General features: G+C 69.1%; 3 protein-coding genes. All 3 read right to left on the minus strand.

From position 1 onward, the window contains the following. Positions 1 to 155 precede the first annotated feature (155 nt). The 3 genes from ACFU8Q_RS41140 to ACFU8Q_RS41150 all read right to left on the minus strand — a co-directional run bounded on the left by ACFU8Q_RS41140 (position 156) and on the right by ACFU8Q_RS41150 (position 1,952). Complete coding sequence (locus tag ACFU8Q_RS41140; RefSeq protein ID WP_384465242.1) at positions 156 to 314, minus strand: hypothetical protein; 159 nt, start codon at positions 312 to 314, stop codon at positions 156 to 158. A gap of 37 nt (positions 315 to 351) precedes the next feature. Then, positions 352 to 1,674 carry a UDP-glucose dehydrogenase family protein gene (locus tag ACFU8Q_RS41145; RefSeq protein WP_384465245.1) on the minus strand — a complete coding sequence of 441 codons (1,323 nt, stop codon included), beginning with the start codon at positions 1,672 to 1,674 and terminating at the stop codon, positions 352 to 354. A gap of 83 nt (positions 1,675 to 1,757) precedes the next feature. Continuing rightward, positions 1,758 to 1,952 carry a hypothetical protein gene (locus ACFU8Q_RS41150; RefSeq protein WP_384465248.1) on the minus strand — a complete coding sequence of 65 codons (195 nt, stop codon included), beginning with the start codon at positions 1,950 to 1,952 and terminating at the stop codon, positions 1,758 to 1,760. Positions 1,953 to 2,091 lie beyond the last annotated feature (139 nt).

A 2,091-nucleotide genomic window follows, 5' to 3' on the forward strand; every position in this document is an offset into this window, starting at 1 on the left:
ACTTGCTGCCCGAAAGCTACGTCTGGGCCGACCATCAGCTCGACGCCGAGAAAACCGCGCCGCTCAGCACGAGCTGACACCGTCAGCCGAAGGGGGCGAACGTTGCTTGATGCGGCACTAGCTCCAGTTGTGCCTTGCGCTACAGCGATGAACCGTCAGGTCCGGGTGAGGAAGGCGTCGAGGTCGTCGGTGAAGCGCAAGGTTGCCGGATGGGGTCCGAAGTCGCTGCTGGCCGTGATCGGCTCCGTTTCGAGGTCGCCGGGAGGCCGCGGTCCGGACGGTGTGATGCGGGGAGTCGTGCGTGGGTGGGACATCTGGCGGGGTGTCCCACCCACCTGGTGTCTGGAGCTGCTACTTTTCGGGACGGCCGAGCTGGTGGACAGTCCAGCCGGCCGCGCGCCAGAGCTCGGCGTTGAGGGTGGTGCGGCAGTCCACGAGCAGGGGCGTCCCGGGCCGGCCAGCGAGCGTGTGAGGGTCGGCCTGCTGGTATTCGGGCCACTCTGTGGCCAGCACGACGACGTCGGCGCCGTCGAGCGAGGCGGGCAGGTCGTCGCAGTAGTCGAGCTCGGGGTTGCGGATCATGGCGGTGGCGACGGCCTGCGGGTCGTGGACCGTGACAACGCCTCCGGCCTCCTGGAGGGCGTGGGCCAGGGCGAGAGCCGGAGACTCGCGGACGTCGTTGGTGCCGGGCTTGAACGCAGCACCCCACACGGTCACTCGAGCGCCCTGCACAGACCGGTCGCCCAAGGCACGGGTGATGAGGTCCATGGCGACACCGGTACGGGCTTCGTTGATGTTCTCGGCGGCGCGCAGGAGCGTGGCCGCCGCGGCGGCGCCCAGCTGCTGGGCGGAGGCGGTGAACGCGCGGACGTCTTTGGGGAGGCAGCCGCCGCCGTAGCCGATGCCGGGGTTCATGCCGCCGGAACCGATGCGGGGGTCGATGCCGAGGATGTCGACGATCTGGGAGATGTCGGCGCCGGCGACGTCGCACATGTCGGCGACGGCGTTGATGTAGCTGATCTTCAGGCCGAGGAAGGTGTTCGCGGCGCCCTTGGCGAGTTCGGCGGTCTGCGGGTCGGTGACGAAGAGGGGGATGCCGGCGTCCAGGATCGGGGCGTAGACGTCGCGGATCGCCTTCTCCGCCGAGGCGGTGGTGAGTCCGGCGATGAGGCGGTCCGGACGGAGGGTGTCCTCGACCGCGTGCCCTTCGCGGAGGAACTCCGGGTTCCATACGACGTCGACGTGTTCGCCGGCGGGGGCCAGGCTCTGGGTGAGAGCGGTGACCCGGCGGGTGGTACCGACGGTGACGGTGGACTTCCCGACGATCGTGCACGGGCGGTTGAGATGGGGGGCGAGTTGACGGATGGCGCCGTAGACCTGACCGGTGTCGTAGGAGCGGCCGTCGGCGTCGATGGGGGTGCCGACGCCGATGAAGTGCAGGTCAGCGAAGTCGGCGGCCTCACGGATGTCGGTGGTGAACCGCAGGCGCCCGCTCCCGGTGTGGCGGGCGAGCAGCTCGGGAAGTCCGATCTCGAAGATGGGGCACTCGCCCGCGTTGAGCCGGTCGACCTTGGTCTGATCGACATCCACGCCGATGACCTCGTGGCCCAGTTCGGCCATCGCCGCCGCGTGCGGGATGCCGAGGTGGCCACAGCCGATTACTGAAATACGCATCCGTGACTCTCACTCTTGGGAGGGGGCCCGTGTGCGGGGCCGGGGGCAAGCTCAGAGGCTACTGCCGTTCCCGGCCCCACAGTTCAGCCGTTGTCGGTACCGAGGTTCAGCAGTCGTTCCAAGTCACCGATCGCGTCGGTGGCCGATTTCCGTACGACGACATCGCCGGTCTGCGGCGCCTCCAGCGGGTACTCGAACCAGGACCCGTCCGGGCGCGGGAACCCCTCCGGGTCGACGTGGAACACCTTGAGCCCGGCCGCGCGGGCCCGCTTGGCCACCCTGTGGGGCTCGAAAAGTCGTCGCTGCAGGTCACGCGGCGTATTGATACTCGTTGATGACGCCGCCGAGGACCCTGGTGCGGAGCAGGCTTCGGTCGTCGAGGTCGTGCACGATTGCGGGCTGCTCGGTCGCGCTGGG

Origin of the sequence: Streptomyces sp. NPDC057543 (assembly GCF_042801895.1) — a bacterium.
Classification (GTDB): Bacteria; Actinomycetota; Actinomycetes; order Streptomycetales; family Streptomycetaceae; genus Streptomyces.